15 protein-coding genes and 2 tRNA genes are annotated in these 16,392 nt (G+C 64.8%); 7 read left to right on the forward strand and 10 right to left on the reverse strand.

The window, feature by feature from the left end; translation table 11 throughout:
• Positions 1–28 precede the first annotated feature (28 nt).
• From mnmA to ACTX90_RS11340, 3 genes are read right to left on the reverse strand one after another with little or no spacing between them, the layout of a single operon-like run.
• On the reverse strand, positions 29–1,165 hold the full coding sequence (gene mnmA, locus ACTX90_RS11330) for a tRNA 2-thiouridine(34) synthase MnmA (RefSeq protein WP_113606479.1): 1,137 nt from the start codon (positions 1,163–1,165) through the stop codon (positions 29–31).
• Positions 1,162–2,397, reverse strand: a complete 1,236-nt coding sequence (locus tag ACTX90_RS11335) for a cysteine desulfurase family protein (protein WP_047119522.1) — start codon at positions 2,395–2,397, stop codon at positions 1,162–1,164. The genes mnmA and ACTX90_RS11335 overlap by 4 nt, the downstream gene beginning before the upstream one ends.
• A gap of 29 nt (positions 2,398–2,426) precedes the next feature.
• Positions 2,427–3,233: a hypothetical protein gene (locus ACTX90_RS11340; RefSeq protein ID WP_443442093.1), complete on the reverse strand. Its 807-nt coding sequence runs from the start codon at positions 3,231–3,233 to the stop codon at positions 2,427–2,429.
• Positions 3,234–3,348: 115 nt separating this feature from the next.
• On the opposite strand from ACTX90_RS11340, the gene folP reads away from it, so the two are divergent.
• Both folP and ACTX90_RS11350 read left to right on the forward strand, forming a co-directional pair.
• Positions 3,349–4,275, forward strand: coding sequence for a dihydropteroate synthase (folP, locus tag ACTX90_RS11345; protein WP_443442094.1), 927 nt, complete (start codon positions 3,349–3,351; stop codon positions 4,273–4,275).
• A 17-nt stretch (positions 4,276–4,292) separates the two neighbouring features.
• A complete protein-coding gene (locus ACTX90_RS11350; RefSeq protein WP_443442095.1) occupies positions 4,293–5,030 on the forward strand; it encodes a dihydrofolate reductase family protein in 738 nt (245 codons plus the stop codon).
• On the opposite strand, the gene ACTX90_RS11355 is transcribed toward ACTX90_RS11350, so the two are convergent.
• Entirely contained in the window at positions 5,027–5,926 is a 900-nt protein-coding gene (locus ACTX90_RS11355; RefSeq protein ID WP_443442096.1) for a diacylglycerol/lipid kinase family protein, read from the reverse strand. The genes ACTX90_RS11350 and ACTX90_RS11355 overlap by 4 nt on opposite strands.
• Before the next feature lie 115 nt (positions 5,927–6,041).
• Here ACTX90_RS11355 and ACTX90_RS11360 point away from each other — a divergent pair, with 115 nt between their 5' ends.
• The 3 genes from ACTX90_RS11360 to ACTX90_RS11370 all read left to right on the forward strand — a co-directional run bounded on the left by ACTX90_RS11360 (position 6,042) and on the right by ACTX90_RS11370 (position 8,172).
• Positions 6,042–6,941: a J domain-containing protein gene (locus tag ACTX90_RS11360; protein WP_160309085.1), complete on the forward strand. Its 900-nt coding sequence runs from the start codon at positions 6,042–6,044 to the stop codon at positions 6,939–6,941.
• A 42-nt stretch (positions 6,942–6,983) separates the two neighbouring features.
• Entirely contained in the window at positions 6,984–7,445 is a 462-nt protein-coding gene (locus tag ACTX90_RS11365; protein ID WP_047119526.1) for a tRNA (cytidine(34)-2'-O)-methyltransferase, read from the forward strand.
• A 121-nt stretch (positions 7,446–7,566) separates the two neighbouring features.
• Positions 7,567–8,172 (forward strand): anti-sigma factor domain-containing protein, encoded by a 606-nt coding sequence (locus ACTX90_RS11370; RefSeq protein ID WP_113606482.1) that lies wholly within the window; start codon positions 7,567–7,569, stop codon positions 8,170–8,172.
• Between the two features lie 82 nt (positions 8,173–8,254).
• Here the strand turns inward: ACTX90_RS11370 and ACTX90_RS11375 are convergent, their stop codons facing one another.
• The 4 genes from ACTX90_RS11375 to ACTX90_RS11390 all read right to left on the reverse strand — a co-directional run bounded on the left by ACTX90_RS11375 (position 8,255) and on the right by ACTX90_RS11390 (position 12,539).
• Positions 8,255–9,016 (reverse strand): PIG-L deacetylase family protein, encoded by a 762-nt coding sequence (locus ACTX90_RS11375; RefSeq protein WP_443442097.1) that lies wholly within the window; start codon positions 9,014–9,016, stop codon positions 8,255–8,257.
• Positions 9,013–9,957 carry an electron transfer flavoprotein subunit alpha/FixB family protein gene (locus tag ACTX90_RS11380; protein ID WP_047119529.1) on the reverse strand — a complete coding sequence of 315 codons (945 nt, stop codon included), beginning with the start codon at positions 9,955–9,957 and terminating at the stop codon, positions 9,013–9,015. Before ACTX90_RS11380 ends, ACTX90_RS11375 begins: the two co-directional genes overlap by 4 nt.
• A gap of 13 nt (positions 9,958–9,970) precedes the next feature.
• Positions 9,971–10,792: an electron transfer flavoprotein subunit beta/FixA family protein gene (locus tag ACTX90_RS11385; protein ID WP_113606484.1), complete on the reverse strand. Its 822-nt coding sequence runs from the start codon at positions 10,790–10,792 to the stop codon at positions 9,971–9,973.
• Positions 10,793–10,991: 199 nt separating this feature from the next.
• Positions 10,992–12,539 (reverse strand): S1C family serine protease, encoded by a 1,548-nt coding sequence (locus ACTX90_RS11390; protein ID WP_047119530.1) that lies wholly within the window; start codon positions 12,537–12,539, stop codon positions 10,992–10,994.
• Positions 12,540–12,779: 240 nt separating this feature from the next.
• On the opposite strand from ACTX90_RS11390, the gene ACTX90_RS11395 reads away from it, so the two are divergent.
• Positions 12,780–14,837: a TPM domain-containing protein gene (locus tag ACTX90_RS11395; RefSeq protein WP_443442098.1), complete on the forward strand. Its 2,058-nt coding sequence runs from the start codon at positions 12,780–12,782 to the stop codon at positions 14,835–14,837.
• Positions 14,838–14,911: 74 nt separating this feature from the next.
• A complete protein-coding gene (locus ACTX90_RS11400; protein WP_047119532.1) occupies positions 14,912–15,643 on the forward strand; it encodes a PspA/IM30 family protein in 732 nt (243 codons plus the stop codon).
• Between the two features lie 181 nt (positions 15,644–15,824).
• Here ACTX90_RS11400 and ACTX90_RS11405 read toward each other — a convergent pair.
• Together ACTX90_RS11405 and ACTX90_RS11410 are read right to left on the reverse strand one after the other, a co-directional pair.
• Positions 15,825–15,901 (reverse strand) — tRNA-Met (locus ACTX90_RS11405).
• A 184-nt stretch (positions 15,902–16,085) separates the two neighbouring features.
• Positions 16,086–16,162: transfer RNA gene (locus ACTX90_RS11410), tRNA-Met, on the reverse strand.
• Between the last annotated feature and the right edge of the window lie 230 nt (positions 16,163–16,392).

Below are 16,392 nucleotides of genomic sequence, written 5' to 3' on the forward strand. Positions count from 1 at the left end.
GCTCGTGAAGCGCAATCCTTGGGGCGCGTTATCCGACCTTCGCCGGATCCCAGGCGCTGGAGCGGGCGGAGTCGATGGTCGCCTGGCCCAGCACTCGGCTGCCCTGGTAGACGACCATGGTCTGGCCCGGGGCGACGCCGCGCATTCCTTCGGGCAGGTTGACCACCAGTTCGTCGCGGCCCTCGGCCGAGCGTTCCATGTGGGCCACCGCGGCGACCGGGTCGCCGTGGGCGCGCACCTGCACCATGCAGTCGAATTCGGCGCCGCTGGCCACTTCCCCGATGGGCAGTCCGGCCCAGGAGATGCGGATGCCGCGCAGCTGGTCCACGGCCAGCAGGGCCTCCGGGCCGACGATGACCTTGTTTTCCTTCGGGCGGATCTCCAGCACGAAGCGCGGCTTACCGTCCGCAGCCGGGCGGCCCAGGCGCAGCCCCTTGCGCTGCCCGACGGTGAAGGCCTGGGCTCCGGCGTGCTCGCCGAGCTCGTTGCCCTCGTGGTCGACGATCGCGCCGGGCTTCATCTCGATGCGTTCGGCCAGCCAGCCGCGGGTGTCGCCGTCGGGGATGAAGCAGATGTCGTAGCTGTCCGGCTTGTTCGCCACGGTCAGGCCGCGGGCGGCCGCCTCGGCGCGCACCTCGGCCTTGGACGGGGTTTCGGCCAGCGGGAACATGCAGTGCTCCAGCTGCTCGTGGGTCAGCACACCCAGCACATAGGACTGATCCTTGGCCCAGTCGGCGGCGCGGTGCAGTTCCGGATTGCCCTGCTCGTCGCGCAGCACCTTGGCGTAGTGGCCGGTGCAGACCGCGTCGAAGCCCAGGGCCAGCGCCTTTTCCAGCAGGGCGGCGAACTTGATCTTCTCATTGCAGCGCATGCACGGGTTCGGGGTGCGGCCTGCCTCGTACTCCGAAACGAAGTCGTCCACCACGTCCTCGGCGAAACGGTCGGAGAAATCCCACACGTAGAACGGGATGCCCAGCTTGTCGCAGGCGCGCCAGGCGTCGTTGGAGTCCTCCACCGTGCAGCAGCCGCGCGAGCCGGTGCGCAGGGTTCCGGGCATGCGCGAGAGGGCCAGGTGCACGCCGACCACGTCGTGGCCGGCCTCGACCGCACGGGCCGCGGCGACCGCCGAGTCCACGCCGCCGGACATTGCTGCTAGTACCTTCATCGCGTAAAACCCGTTCCTGCCGTGTGGATGCTGCTTTCATCGGCTGCCATTCCAGCCTTCCTTGCCCGCTCATAGGCCTGCGGCAAGGCTTCCAATAATGCGTCAACGTCTGCCCGGGTGGATCTATGCCCCAGTGTGAAACGTTGCACACTGCGCGCCGACCGGGCATCCCGGCCCATTGCCAGCAGCACATGGGAGGGCTGCGGGACCCCGGCTGTGCACGCCGATCCGGTGGAGGAGGCGATCCCCAGCATGTCCAGCACGAACAGCAGTGAATCCCCCTCGCATTCGGGGAAGGTGAAGTGCAGGTTCCCCGGTAGCCGGGCGCCCCGGTTCTCCGCGTCGCGCGGGCCGTTGAGCACCGCCTCGGGGACCAGCTGCGAAATCCGCTGCACCGCGTATTCGCGCAACCCGCTCAGCCGCGCGGCTTCCTCGGCGAGGTGCTCCGCGACTTCCGTGGCGGCCGCGGCGAAGCCTGCCGCCGCCGCCGCGTTCAGCGTTCCCGAACGCATTTTCCGTTCATGTCCTCCGCCATGCTGGACCGGCATCAGGGTCACGTCGCGGCGCACCAGCAGTCCGCCGATGCCCACCGGGCCGCCGATCTTGTGGGCGCTGATGGACATGGCCGCCAGCTTCGAGGCCGCGAAGTCGGTGGGCACCGCGCCGAAAGCCTGCACCGCGTCGCTGTGCGCGGGGATCCCGTACCCGGCGAGCAGGGCCGCGAATTCAGGGACCGGCTGCACGGTGCCGACCTCGTTGTTGGCCCACATGATGGTGCCCAGCGCGATGCGTTCGTGGTGCTCATCGAGCAGGGCGCGCACGCCGTCCAGGTCCAGCACGCCGTCGGCGTCCACCGGCATCCAGCACAGTTCGGCCTGCTCGTGCTCTGCCAGCCAGGTGACGGTGTCCAGCACCGCATGGTGCTCGATCCCGGATACCAGGATCATCCGCGCCGCGGGGTTGGAGTCCACGCGGTTCCAGAACAGGCCCTTGAGCGCCAGGTTGTCTGATTCGGTGCCGCCGGAGGTGAAGATCAGCTCGCTGGAATGCGCGCCGGCCGCGGCCGCGATCGCGATGCGCGCATCATCGACCACGCGGTTGGCGCGACGGCCAGCCGCATGCAGCGACGAGGGGTTGCCGGTGGCAGCGAACTGGGCGGTGATGGCGGCCAGCGCCGCCGGGGTCATGTCCGTGGTTGCCGCGTGGTCCAGGTATACGGCGGAAGTATTCATATCCCTTCCATGGTACGAGCTTCGCGCACCTAGTTTGAATGGCCGATCCGTGTGAATTGCCCGACCTCGATGGCTTCGAGGCCCGGATCCTTCAAGATCTCCTCGATCAGCGCGGTGGGCCCGCCGACCAACGTGCAGTCATCATAGGGCTCGGTGGACAGCATCCACGAACGGTCCTCGGGGAACACCAGCGCGGGGCGCTGGCGCTGCTCCCCCGCCGCGGTCTTCGCCCACAGCGGGTCGCTCAGGAACGCCGCGTCGGCCTGGAACAGGTGGTAGTTGCGGTAGCCGCCGCCCAGGTCCAGCGGACCGGGGGCCAGGTCCTGAACCGCGAAGGCCGGCTTCTGCGCCTCGGCGAGCGCCGCCGCATGGGCCGCCGCGTTCTGCTCGTCGCTCAGCGCAGGATCCGGTTCCATCTCGATCTGGATGCGTTCCCCGCCCTCGATGAAGGCGTAGCCCGCCCACAGGCCCAGCACGAAGTCCTGCTTCCCGCTGGCCTGGATCAGCTGCAGGGCCAGGTCCTTCCACTGGTTCGCCGGCAGTTCGTCCAGCGGCAGGTCGGTGTCGACCCAGGCGTCCTCGGCAACCGGGTTGCCCTGGGCGTCCAGTCCGGCCACGGTTTCAAACAGGTCCGCAGCGGTCAGCACGTGGTGGCGGCTGGCGGCCACGGTGGACCAGCGCACCTGCCGGTCCTCCTCGTCCAGCGCCGGATGCAGGATGCGGGCATAGCGTTCATAGCCGACCGGCACCTGGGCGGTGACCGTCAGCGGGTCGGCATCGGCGCAGGCGTCGATGATCCATTGGCCGTATTCAGCGGATACATGGGAAAACTGCATGTCCTAAGACTACCGAGCCGAACGCCTGCCACCACGGGTTTTGCCCGGTGCAGTGATATGAATGATGAAGTAGGTCCGAACCCGTCAGCCAGCCACTTCAAGGGAGCCGCCACCGATGTACTTGCCAGATCTGCTGGTCCCGGTTCACCAGTTCGCCCGCCGGAGCATCGATTTCTCGCGCCGGATCGCGGTGATGGCGGTGATTAACCGCACTCCGGATTCCTTCTACGACGCCGGGTCGACGTTCGGGCTGGACGAGGCGGTGGCGGCGGCGCTGCGCGCGGTGGAGGCCGGGGCGGACTGGGTGGACATCGGCGGGGTGCCGTTTTCCCCGGGACCGGAACTGCCCTGGCGGGAGGAGGCGGAGCGCGTGGTCCCGGTCATCCGCGAGGTGCGCCGCCACAGCGACGTGGTGATTTCCGCCGACACCTTCCACCCTCTGGTCGCGCAGGCGGCCATCGACGCCGGCGCCGACGTCATCAACGACACCACCGGCCTGGCCTACCCCGAGCTGGCCAAGGTGGTGGCCGAGAACGACGTGCACCTGGTGCTGACCCATTCGCTGGCCAAGCCCCGCACCACCTACCCCCGCCCGCACTACGACGACGTGCTAGCCGAGGTGCGCCGCTACCTGCAGGACAAGGTTCAGCTGGCCAAGAACGTCGGCATCAAGGATTCGAAGCTCATCGTCGACCCCGGGCACGACCTGAACAAGAACACCCGCCATACTCTCGATCTGACCGCCGGTTTCCAGGCCATCGCGGAACTGGGCTACCCGGCTCTGGCGGCGGTGTCCAACAAGGACTTCATCGGGGAGACCCTGGACCTGCCGAAGTCCGAGCGCATGCTCGGTTCCATGGTCGCGGCCACGATGTGCGCCATGGGCGGGGCGCGGATCCTGCGGATGCACAACATCCCGGAATCCGTGCAGACCGTGCGCCTGATCGAAGCCGCCCAGGGCTGGCGCCAGCCGGTGCGGCAGATCCACAATATGGGAGACGTCAATCCCCCGGCGCATCCCGAACGCAAAGCCAGCGCCTAGAGCATCCGAGGAGATCCATGCGAGCCCTGCTGCCCCAGCCCATTGACCACGTCGACGACGAGTATCTGCTCTCCCGCTACGCCAGCACCCGGCGGCCGTTCGTCCGCTTCAACTTCGTCTCCAGCGTCGACGGCAGCGCGCAGCTCGGCGGGCTGTCGGCAGCGCTCGGCTCCGACGGGGACCAAAGGATCTTCAAGCTCCTGCGCCGGCCGGCGCAGGTGGTGCTGGTCGGCTCCGGCACGGTCCACGCCGAGGGGTACGCCGGCCCGCTGGTCTCCGACGCGGACCAGGCCTGGCGCACCGCCCGCGGGCTGGACGCCCACCCGGTGCTCGCCATCGTGTCCTACCATCTGTCCATCGCCCCGGACGCCGAGGTGCTGACGTCATCGCCCGGGCCCGTGCTGCTCTACACCTGCGAGCAGGTCACCGGGCAGCAGCGCGACAGCTATCCGGAGCATGTCCAGCTGGTCCAGGTCGCGGACAACGGCCAGGGCCCGGACCCGGCGCAGATCGTCGCCGACCTCGATTCGCGGGGCCTGCAGGCCATCCATGCCGAAGGCGGACCACACATCTTCGGGCAATTCGTCGCCGCCGGCCAGGTCGATTCCCTGTGCGTGAGCTACTCCCCGGTCCTGGCCGCCGGCGCGGGGTCGCGCATCGCCCGCTCGCAGAGCGAGCAGCAGCGCAGCCTGACGCTGCATACCCTGCTGGAGGAAGACTCGATGCTGTTCGCGGAGTACCGCGCCGACCGCTAGCGCATCAGGTGCAGTGCGCCGGGAGCAACCCGCACGCTGAATGCTCTGCGGCCCAGCAGTTCACCGTCGGCGTAGCAATCTTCCGAGGTCTCCACGCGGAATGCCTTCGCCCTGACGGCGACCCGGAACGGATGGTTTCTCCCGGCAAGTATCCGCGGTACATGCCTGAGCACCGGGGCGATCCGCTCGCCGCGCACCAGCGACAGGTCCGCCAGCCCGTCGTCGAATTCGGCCGAAGCGAACAGCGTGATGCCGCCGCCCAGCGAACGGATATTGGCGATGCTCGCGGCCAACGCCGGTCCCCGGTACTCCAGCCCGCCGGTGTCGACCTCGGTGCAGAAGGCCTTGAGCTTCGGGATGCATAGCAGCAGCGCGGCGACATAGCGCAGCGACCCCAGCCGGCGCGGCAGCCGGTTGGCGCGGGCGTTGACCTTTGCCTCGAATCCCCAGGAGATCGCTCCGACAGCCAGCCGCACGATCTGCGGGGCCTCGTCGAATTCGACTTCCAACAGGTCGACCGGGTGCGCTGCAGCGCTCCCGGCGATGAATGCGGCGACCCGGTCCATCGACTGCGCCGGATTGGCGTCCCGGAGCATGCGCCAGGTGTCGTTGCCGCTGCCCGCCGGGATGATCCCGAGCGGAATCCCGGTTCGTGCCAGGACCTGCACCACGTGGTGGATCAGCCCGTCACCGCCCACGACCACCACTGCGTCCGCGGACTTCAGCTGCGCGGCGATCCGCGCCGTCGGCTGGAAGGAGACGTCGAGCAGGTGCGCCACGGTGCCCGCATCCGCCAGCCGTCCGGCCAACTGTCTGGCGCGGCGCCATCCCAGTCCCCTGCCCGAGGCGGGGTGGAAAACGATCTGAAGGCGCTCGAAGCGTTGCTGGGTGGCCATGCCTATAGACAATACTCAGCGAACGTACAGTTTCGAAAAGCATTGGCCACAGGTCTTTCGATACCATAGAGAGGGTCGGCGACAATGCGCCGCCTCGAAAGGAACTTGCCTGACTATGAGCTCGCCGAGCCCCCATGAAATCCTTGGCGTATCCCGCACGGCAAGCATGGAAGAAATCAAGGTTGCCTACCGCAGGGCTGCCCGTGCCACGCATCCGGACTTGGGCGGGAGCGAAGACGCCTTCAAGGAAGTCCAGCGCGCGTTCCAGCAACTCAGCGACCAGCAGTCCGATGACTCCTTCGAGCGCAGCTTCCAGGCGCCGGGCCAGGCGCCGCGGGCAGGCTTCAGCGCCCGCCAGTACGACGAGCGGCTGCGCACCACGCCGCAGCAGCCCAAGGCCCAGCTGCCCACCGAGTACGTTCCGCCGCTGGACGATGTCAACTTCACCACCCTGGACTCCAAGCGATCCGCGCAGCGGATGCACGGGGAACCGCGCAAGCGTGGACTGTTCAGTTCCCGTTCGAGGCTGCAACGCGAAGCCACGACCATCAGTCTGCTGAGCAGAAACGTGCTCAACGTGCTCCCGGCGGCACGCCTAGTCAACGGGCTGCGCTCCCCCAACGGCGGCCACTACGACCACGTGCTGACCGCCGGATACCGGATGGCAGTGATCAACACGATGACCCTGCCTGAGGGCTACTACGCCTTCGACGGCTCGGTGCTGCGGCACGGCAACAAGATGACCCAGCCCCCGGAAATCCAGATCTCAGGCATGCAGCGGGCCTTCATGCAGATGAACGTCGCCGCCTACACGCTGGTCCTGGCTTCCAACGGGAACCACCACGAACCGGTGATCGAGTACCACCGCAATGCCCAGCCTTCGCTCGCCAGCTCCGCCAACGTGCTCAATGCGGCGGGTCTGGTGCGCGAGCTCAAGCTGTTCCTCGGCTCCGGGCCCTCTCCGAATGTCGTGGACCGCGAAGTCCTCGCCCGGCTGATCGGCGGCATGTACTAGGCCGATGAATCGATCTGCGCTCGCACCCCTTAAACTGGAAGTGTGTTTCGTATCGTTTTCAATGCCCCAGAAATTCCCGGCAACTCGGGCAATGCCATCCGACTATCTGCCATCACCGGTGCAGAACTGCATCTGGTCAAACCCCTAGGATTCAACTTCGAGGACGCGAACCTGCGTCGCGCCGGCCTGGACTACCACGATCTGGCGTTCGTGACCGTGCACGAAAATCTCGAGGCCGCCTTCGAAGCTCTCGGGGAAGGCAGGGTCTTCGCCTACACCTCCGAAGGCCAGACCATCTACAGCGATATCAGCTACGAGCCGAGCGACATCCTGCTCTTCGGCAAGGAATCGGTGGGCCTGAGCGCCGAGGACAAGAAGCATCCCCGCGTCACCGACCTGGTCAAGCTTCCCATGCTCCCGGGCCGCCGCTCGCTGAATCTGGCTAATGCTGCGTCCATCGTGGCCTTCGAGGCGTGGCGCCAGCACGGCTTTGCCGGAGCATAAAGTACCAGCGAAGTACGGCCACGTATACAGGTTTACCCAATCTTTATAAAGTAGGCTCGATATGTGCCTGCGGATCAGCAGGTATTGAACTTTGACCACAACCCCGGGAGAAACCAAGACAATGAACGGTAGCCATTCCCAGCACCGCGACGAGCCCCAGGACGACGACCTGGGTCTAGACCTGGTTGACCAAGTGGCCAGCAGTTCACGCGCCGAGAGGAGCTCCAAGCCGAAGCGCTGGATCCTCGGTGTTGTCGGCGTCGTGATCGTTGCGGTTCTCGCTCTCGTGGTCTTCTCGCTGCTCAACGGCGGCCCCAAGGCGTCCAAGGCTGCGAAGGCCGACGACGCGGTGACGCAGACCATCCAGCTCAAGAACGGCGGCCAGGCCGTCCTCAGCTCCTCCGAATCGGAAGACGCCATCGGCGTGGAACTGACCAGCCTGCCGGGTCTTGCCGACGGCCAGCAGTATGTCGTGTGGGCCGTCCATGAGGAAACCGGTGTTTCCGTTGTCGCCTCGTCCACCGGAGACGACGTCGATGCGGGATTGACCCCGGCCAGCGATGTCCTGGCCATCCACATCACCGTCGAAGGATCCTCGATTCCTTCGGCTCCGTCGGAGGACACCGAGGCTTCGGTGGACCTGCCGCTGGATCCGGCCGCCTCCGAGGTTCCGGACGCCCAGGACAACGGCGCCGGCGGCGCCAACGCCCCGGGCGCGGACGACTAGACGCCGTCCAAGACCGCAAAACGCGAGGCGCGTTCCCTTTCGGGAACGCGCCTCGCGTTTTGTGCTGTGATATTCTCCGGCGCTAGAAGCCCGAAATCGTGTCGTCCGCGTTCACGGCGACCAGGTGGAAGGATTCGGCCAGCGCTTCGGCTGGCAGCCCCCCGCGTTCGGCATTCGTCCGGCACTGGTGCTCCACGAAGCGTTCCATGGAGGCGACGTCGGGGTGCTGGGTGAAATGAGCCCGCAGCGCATCCATCTTCTGCTCGAAGAACTTCGTGATGTCCACGAAACCGTTTTCCCTCTCGCGCGGAGCCCCGTAGAGCCACAGCCAAGGCACCTTGTACGCGTTCAGGCCCTCGTCGCTCACCAGTTCCGGGTAGGCGAAGGGGTTCTCCACAGCCGGGTAGATCGCCCGGGTGACCGCTTCGCCGCAGGCCAGGTGATCCGGATGCGAGCGCTGGATGCGGTCCCAGTTGCGTTCGGGGTGCATGGCCATCACGATGGTGGGGCGCAACTGGCGGATCAGGCGCACCACCTTGCGGATGACCTCATGGGTGGGCTCCAGAAAGCCGTCGCGCTCACCGAGGAAGTGCACGGTGCTCACGCCGACCTTCGAGGCTGCCACGGTCTGCTCCAGGTGGCGCAGGCGCGCGGTCTCCTGCGGGTCGCGTTCGTCGAATCCGCCGGCGTCCCCGTCGGTCATGATGCAGTACTGCACCTCGACACCGGCCGCAGTGAGCGCGGCGATGGTTCCGGCCGCACCGAAGTCCAGGTCGTCCGGGTGGGCGGCGAAGGCCAGAACCCGTTCGGTTTGGGCAGTGATGAATTGGGTTGTATCGATCATGCTCGGCGGCGCCTGATCTCCGCGGCGGCCTGCGGCAGCACCTTGGCCAGATCCCCGACGATCCCCAGATCCGCGATGTCGAAGACCGGCGCGTCGACGTCCTTGTTCACTGCGATGATGTACTTGCTGGTCTGCATTCCGGCCTTCTGCTGGATCGCCCCGGAGATTCCGGCAGAGATATACAGCTGCGGCGACACGGTGACGCCCGTCTGGCCCACCTGCGCGTCATGGGAAATCCACCCGGCGTCGGTCGCGGCGCGCGAAGCGCCGATGGCGGCGCCCAGCGCGTCGGCAAGGTCTTCCAGGGGACCGAAGTCGCCGTCGACGCCGCGCCCGCCGGCAACCACCACGCGGGCTTCGCTCAGCGACGGACGTTCCGAGGCGACCTTCTCCTCCACGGCCACGATGCTCACCTTCGGCGCTGCCGCGTCGCCGAGGACCAGATCCGTGACCTGCACGGTGCCTGCGGAGCCTGCCGGTGCGTCCTCAATGCTGTTGGGCTTGACGGCGGCGATCAGCACGCCGGTGGTGGACTTCGCGCTGGCGGTGTAGCTTCCGGCGAGCTCATCCTTGGTGGCGATCAGTTCGGCGGATACGTCGATCACGTCGGTGACGATGGCGGCATTGCGGCGTACCGCGATGCGTGCGCCGAGTTCGCGGCTGAAGCTGTCGTTGCCCAGCAGCACCAGGTCCGCATCGGTGTGCTGCAGTGCGGCATCCAGCACTGCCAGCTCATGCTCGCCGAATCCCCGCCCCGGATTGGCGGCCTGCAAGGCGGTGCCGATGCCGTAGCCCGCGATGGCCTCGCGGGCCTCGGCGGAAATCTCGGTGGCGGCGGCCACCACAGCGGTCCCGAAGCGCGAGGCCAAGGTCAGCAGCTCGCGCTGCGCCTTGCCGGGTGCGGCGCTGAGGTCGGTGAAAAATACAAGTGCAGAAGACATGTTCAATAGGTCCTTAGATCAGCTTCTGTGCGGCCAGGAAGTCGACCAGGGCAATGCCTGCGTCGCCGCTGTCATGGATGATGGTGCCGGCTGGCCGGGCAGGGCGCTGCTCGGCGGCCAGCACCGAGGTGGTGGAGCCCTCAGCCCCGACTTCCTGCGCAGCCAGGCCGATACCGGCCAAATCGACTTCCTCGATGCTTTTCTTCTTCGCGGCCATGATGCCCTTGAAGTTCGGGTAGCGCGGGTCGTTGGCCTGATCGGTGACCGACAGTACGGCAGGAAGGCCTGCCTTGAGGGTCACACGCTGATTCAGGTGCTCGCGGTCGACGGTCAGCTCGCGGGCCGAGGCATCGAAGGCCACCGAGGCGGCATGGGTCAGCTGGGCGAAGCCGAGCAGTTCGGCGAGCTGCGCCGGAACCACCGAGGTTTCGGCGTCGGTGGATGCCATGCCGGTGACCACGAGATCCACATTGGGCACGTGGCGCACCAATGCCGCCAGGGCTTTGGAGGTAGCCACGGCGTCCGAACCGGCGAGCGCTGCGTCATTCAGGTGGAGCCCCGAGGAGGCGCCCATCTGCAGCGCCTTCTTGACCGAATTCACCGAGCTGCCTGCTCCCATGGTCGCCGCGATGACCTGGTGACCCGCCGCGAACCCTCCGTTGTCCTCTACGAGGGCCAGCGCCGCCTCGACGGCGTACTCGTCCAGTTCCGAAAGAACCGACTCGGACCGGTCCAGCCGCAGGGATTCCTGGTCGATATGCCGGTCAAACTGGACATCTGGGACATGTTTGACCAAGACCACGATGGTCAGTGGCGTAGTGCTCGCGTCGCTCATTCGCGCCTTCCTCGAAGTATAAGGAATCCGGCCGCGCAGGGCATCTGGCGCCGGAAGTTTTCATCTGCCTCTATCGTATCCACCAACGGTCACCCCGTTGCCGTTTATCGCTCAGAGAACAACACGTGACGCGGTTGGTTAATCACCAGACCGCGTCACGTGTCTCACAATGACAATATGACGACTCTTGGAGTCATATTTAGTTGCTGCTCAACGAACCCACAGTGGCCGTTGCGGTATTCTCCTGCCCGTTGCGCAGGTACGTGATCTTCGCTTCGCCACCGGCCGGCACCTCGCGGACCGCTGCCGTGACGGTCTGCGAGTCGCGGACCGCTCGGCCGTTGACCGAGGTGATCACGTCCCCGGACTTCAGCCCGGCCTTGTCCGCAGCCGAACCCTTGGTGACATCGACGATGGTCGCGCCTACCGAAAAGGAGGTGGTCGCGGCGCCGGATGAATCCTTGGCTCCTGCCGTAGCCTGGACGGTGGCCCCCAGCAAACCGTGGGTGGCGGTGCCGTTAGCGATCAGGTCGTTCGCGATGCGCTTGGCGTAATCGATCGGGATGGCGAAGCCCACGCCGATGGAACCGGAGTCCTCGGTGCCGCCGGCCGAGGCGATGGCGACATTGACGCCGATGATTTCGCCCTTGGAGTTGACCAGCGCACCACCCGAGTTGCCGTGGTTGATGGCCGCGTCGGTCTGGATGACGTTGACGTAGATGGTGCCGGCCGAGCGCTGCTGCTGTTCTTCGCCGGGGAACTGGAAGTTGAATTGGCTTCCGTTGTCGCCGTTGCTTTCAGGCGCGGTGTTCTCAGGCACTGCCGAGGATGCGATGGAAATCGTGCGGTTCAGTGTCGAGATGATGCCGTCGGTCACCGTGCCGCTCAATCCCAGAGGTGCGCCGATGGCCACCGAGGTGTCGCCGACGTTCAGGTCCGCGGAACTACCGAGGGTTGCCGGTACCAGGTTGCTGGCATCGATCTTGATCACGGCCAGATCCGACATCGGGTCGGTGCCGACGACCTTCGCGCTGTAGACCTGTCCGTCATTGGTCTGCACCGAAATGTCGGGGTCAGCCACCTTGCCGCCCAGCGTCACCACGTGGGTGTTCGTGAGGATGTGGCCTTCATTGTCCAGGATGATGCCCGAACCCGATCCGCTGGAACCGCCACCGGAAACTTCGATGGTCACCACGCTGGGGCTGGCCTTGGCGGCTGCCGCAGTGACTTCGGTGACGGAGTTGGGATTGTTGATCACGACCCCCGCCTGCGGGGCTGGGGTGGTGGTGCCGTTGCCGCTTCCCGTGTCCGAGAGGAAGTAGGTCGTTCCCGCAGCGGCCAGGCCGCCGACCAGGGCCGCGGCGACCATGCCGGAAACCAGGGTGGTGCCGGCGAAGGTCTTCTTGCCCGATGGCTTGCGTTCAGGCGGCACCGGGTAGTTCACGTGCTGCGAGTCCGAGGCGGAGTACCCCGAACCATAGGCGGCGCTCGACGTGTTCTCCGAGGCATTCGAGTAGTTGTATGAGCTTCCTGCCCCGGCGTGCTGGTACTCCGAAGTTGCGTCCTCGCTGTGGTTGGAGCGCGGGTAGGCGGCGGTCGGCTGATCGGTGCCCTGGGGGTTCTGGCCGACCCGGGGAAGGTTGACTGTCGGCTCAGACGATGCCGGCACATTGACATCGGGATTGCTTCCCGAGTGTGCAGAGCCACCAGCAGTGTTGTCGCGTGGCTCGTTCGGGTTCTGGCTCATTGTTCCGTCTCTTTCGACTCTAGGATCTCTTGAATTCGATTATTCCGTTGCGTTCTGTGGCATGAAACTGCGCAAACTTAGCACGCCCTGTGAGTAACTATTCTGGAAGCGGAATGTCGTAGACGTGCTTCACTGGGGCAAATAGAATCAAATCGAAGTGTGAATACGGCTTCCTGTATTTACCAAATCGGGGTTTCACCCTTGGTTTTAGTTCGACATAGCAGTTCAGGTGGGGAAAGCATGAGTAGCAAAGCTCGGCGCATAGTGGCCGGAGCACTATTGGCCTCGGTGGCCGCGGTGGGTTTGACATCGCCGGCCATGGCGGAATCTCCGGTCACGATACCTCCCGGCGACTTCGTTGTTGACAATTCAAACGTACTTGGTTCAGATGTGTCGCAGCTGGAAGACCAGATTTCGCAGCTGCGCAAGGACACTGGTTACAGCCTATTCGCTATCTATGTCGATGAGTTCACTAATCCAGAGAATCCCCAAGACTGGGCTAAGGAAGTCTTCAACAAGAAGAACATGGGCACGAACGATGTCATCTTGGTGGTCGGCACCGAGTCACGCCAAGCATTCCTGGGTAGTTCCAACAACAGCCCGGTGAACGAGTACCGTCAAGAGATCTTCTCGAATGACGTTCTGCCTGCCTTGAGCGACGACGATTGGCTGGGTGCTGCAGAGGGCGCCATTGCGGGTATTGAGAATGTCGACAGCGGAGCCATCGCCGGAAGCGGTTCTTCCAATTCTTCCTCCGGCTTCAGCTTCTTCTGGGTCATGATCGTCATCGCCGGTGGCGCTGTCGTCGCCTTCATGGTGTTGAGCCGCCGCGGAAAGTCGAAGTCAGCGCAGCTACCAACAGGACAGCGCCCCGGATCCTCCGGCGTACCGCAACAGCAGCTGGTTCCACTGGATCAGCTGCGCCGGCAAGCTGACCAGCTGCTCGTCGCTGCAGATGACTCAATCCGCTCCTCCGAACAGGAGCTGGGATTCGCCGAAGCCCAATACGGCAAAGAGTCCATCGAGGTGTTCACCCAGGACCTGGCCCAAGCCAAGCAGCACCTGTCCGAATCGTTCCGTCTTCAGCAGCAGCTGGATGACGACATCCCGGACACCGAACAAGACCAGCGTTCATGGCTCGGCGAAATTATCAATCGCTGCGGGCAGGTCAATGAGACGCTGCAGAAGCATGCCGAGGATTTCAAGAAACTGCGCCAGTTGGAGCAGAACGCAGAAACCCGGATCACCGAAGTTGCCGCCGAGCAGGAACCGCTGAATCAGCAGCTCTCTGCCCGGGTTGCGATCCTCGAACAGCTCACCGACAAGTACGACCAGTCCGCGGTTTCGCAAATCCTGGACAATGCCAAGCAGGCCTCTGACCGTTTGAGCTTCGCCGCCTCGGCGCTGAAACAGGCTTCCGAGCAGCTGGGCAGCGACCGCGCGAACGCCGCGCTGCTGATCCAGAACGCCGAGGAAGCTCAGGACCAGGCAGAAGTCCTGCTCGAAGCCATCAACAAGTCGGCGACGGCTCTAAGCCAGGCAGAATCGGATTTGGAATCCGCGGTAGCGCTCGCCTCGCGGGATGTAGCCCAGGCGCAGGCGTTGGTGAACAACGGTTCCCAGCCTGCTTTGGCCGGTCCCGTTGCCGGCGTGCTCAGCGCCTTGAACAACATCAAGCAGTCGATAAATAGCAAGCACAACCCACTGGCCCTCATTGCCCAGCTTGATCAGGCAAGCAAGCCGCTGGCGACGTCGCTGGCCAATCTGCGCAACCAGGCAGAGCAGGAGCAAGCCGCACGCGAGCAGCTGCAGAGCCTGCTGCATACGGCCGAATCGCGGATCAACGGCACCGAGGACTACATTCGTGCCCGCCGCGGCGGCGTCCGCTCCTCGGCGCGCACCCGGCTTTCCGAAGCGCAGCGCGCCTACGACGACGCTCGTTCGCAGGCCAACCGTAATCCGTCCGCGGCAGTTGCGTCAGCACAGCGCGCGATCCAGCTGGCCGACCAGGCCGCAAGCATGGCTGAACAGGACGTCAACGGTTTCGGCGGCGGGGACGTCTTCGGCGGCGGCTACGGAGGCCGTGGCCGCGGACGCGGCGGAATGTTCGACGGCATCGGCGGTGCCGTGCTCGGTGGAATCCTCATTGATTCGATCCTCCACGGCGGCCACGGCGGCGGCAACAACGGCGACGGCGGCATGTTCGGTGGCGGTGGTTTCGGCGGCTTCGGTGGAGGCGGCGGAGGCTTCGGCGGAGGGGACGGCGGCGGCTTCGGCGGAAGCGGCGGCAGCTTCTAGCCCGTCGGCCAAGTGTTTTTCAAAGTGTGCACGACCCGATTTCATAATCATCAATCAGACAGGACGAGGCAACCATGACCAAACAGTCAATCTTCGGACGTATCTCCCAGCTGGCGAAGGCCAACATCAATGCACTGCTTGATTCCGCAGAAGATCCCCAGAAGATGATGGATCAGATGGTTCGGGACTATAACGACAACATCGCCGAAGCCGAACAGGCGATTGCCCAGACCATCGGCAACCTGCGGATGATCGAAGACGATTACAAGGAAGACCAGCAAGCCGCAGCAGACTGGGGCAACAAGGCCTTAGCTGCTTCCAACAAGGCTGATGAGTTCCGCAGCGCAGGAAACGCCGCCGATGCGGCCAAGTTCGACAACTTGGCCAAGGTGGCCATCCAGCGCCAGATGCAGTCTGAATCGGAGATGAAGACTGCTGAGCCGACGATCTCTTCCCAGCGTGAAATCGTCGAGAAGCTGAAGACCGGCCTGAACCAGATGAAGGAAAAGCGTACCGAGCTCTCCAGCAAGCGCGATGAGCTGGTCGCCCGTTCCAAGGCCGCTCACGCCCAGAACCAGGTCAATGAGGCGGTCAAGGCCGTCAACATCATGGATCCGTCCAGCGAGATCGGCCGCTTCGAAGAAAAAGTCCGTCGCGAAGAGGCTCGGGTCCGCGGTGCGGCAGAGCTAGCGTCCTCCAGCCTGGATGCACAGTTTGAGTCCTTGGAGGATCTCGGTGAGCAGACCGAGGTCGAGGCCCGCTTGGCAGCGTTGAAGGCCAAGCAGACGGGCCAGCTGGAAGGCTAGACGCCTGCCGGCGTGATCGCCGGAAAGGGGCTCGAGCCCTGGCAAGACATTTTCATTGTCTTGCCAGGCTCGAGCCCCTTTCCCGTTTTAGCCAACCGGCGCAGTGCGTCCCTGCCGGCACGTGTCCGGTGAACTTTGCCGGGAAAACAAAATGGAGACCCTTTCGGATCTCCATTCGCCTTGGTGGCGGGGAGAGGATTTGAACCTCTGACCTCCGGGTTATGAGCCCGGCGAGCTACCGAACTGCTCCACCCCGCGTCGGTAAATACAACATTACCAATGCGTAACCATTTACGCGAATCCGGGACCCGTGTCGTCCATCACCATGCAACTCGGAGGACACTCCCCTGTGGAATATTCCAGGACATCGACTTCGGCCGGGTTCGATACCGCTAGCCCGGAAATGAAAAAAGACGGAAGCTTTCGCTTCCGTCTTTTGCCTTGGTGGCGGGGAGAGGATTTGAACCTCTGACCTCCGGGTTATGAGCCCGGCGAGCTACCGAACTGCTCCACCCCGCGTCGGTAAATACAACATTACCAACAGGGAAACCGAATCGCGAATCGAGCGACGGTGGCTTTCGTCACCCGACAGCCTTCAGGTGTCCATCGGGCTCACGCCGGCAATATGATGTCGCAGATTCTGGCGGAAAAGTGTGCGGCGATACAACCAGTGACCCGGCCGCCGGCGGCCACTGTCCCTCCCGTCCATCATGGAAAACAACCGGAGCGAGGCCATGAGTCGAGTCAAC

The organism is Glutamicibacter soli, assembly GCF_052322135.1.
GTDB classification, from domain to species: Bacteria; Actinomycetota; Actinomycetes; order Actinomycetales; family Micrococcaceae; genus Glutamicibacter; species Glutamicibacter soli.